General features: G+C 42.1%; 1 protein-coding gene. It reads right to left on the minus strand.

The window, feature by feature from the left end:
* The coding region (gene asd / locus H5072_RS20775; protein ID WP_182694678.1) for an archaetidylserine decarboxylase at nucleotides 1–756 on the minus strand (756 nt) is incomplete at both ends.

The raw sequence follows: 756 nt of genomic DNA on the forward strand, positions 1-756 counted from the left end.
CCAGTATTTCAGCTTTATCAGCACCCCATGCTAGTACCACAGTAGAGCCTAATTTAAAGCGACCCATTTCTTCACCCTTTTTAAGCGTGATAGCGTTATCGCCAGTGGTTGGGTATTTCCAACTAAATACATCGCTACCTGCTGGTGGCGTGACAGTACCGGCCCAAATAGTTTCTATGCTGGCTACAATTGTTGCGCCAACAAGTACCATTGCAAGCGGACCAATCTCAGTTTCAAAAATTGCTACTACTCGTTCATTACGCGCAAACAAGTTAGGCACGTTTTGCGCGGTAAGTGGGTTTACTGAAAATAAATCACCTGGCACGTAAATCATTTTGCTTAGTGTGCCATCAATTGGCATATGAATACGGTGGTAATCTTTAGGTGCTAAATAAATAGTGGCAAACTTACCGCCTAAAAATGGTGTTGTATCATCTTGTGAGCCGCCTAGTAGCGCTTGTAAGCTGTAATCGTGACCTTTAGCTTGTATTAGCTGTCCGTCAACAATATCGCCTAGCTGGCTGATTGCGCCATCCACTGGATGGATGATGATATTACTATCTTCTACCATTGGGCGCATGCCGTCTTTTAAAGGGCGAGTAAAAAATTCATTAAAGCTTTTATAATGAGCAGGATCTGGGTATTGGGCTTCGCTCATATCTACTTTATATTGCTTAATAAATAGTTTAATTAAAGTCGTTGTTAAAGCGCCAGCTTTAGCTGCGGCTAATTTACCCACTACGCGTGAAATAAAAT

Source organism: Pseudoalteromonas sp. SR45-5, assembly GCF_014163565.1.
GTDB classification, from domain to species: Bacteria; Pseudomonadota; Gammaproteobacteria; order Enterobacterales; family Alteromonadaceae; genus Pseudoalteromonas; species Pseudoalteromonas distincta.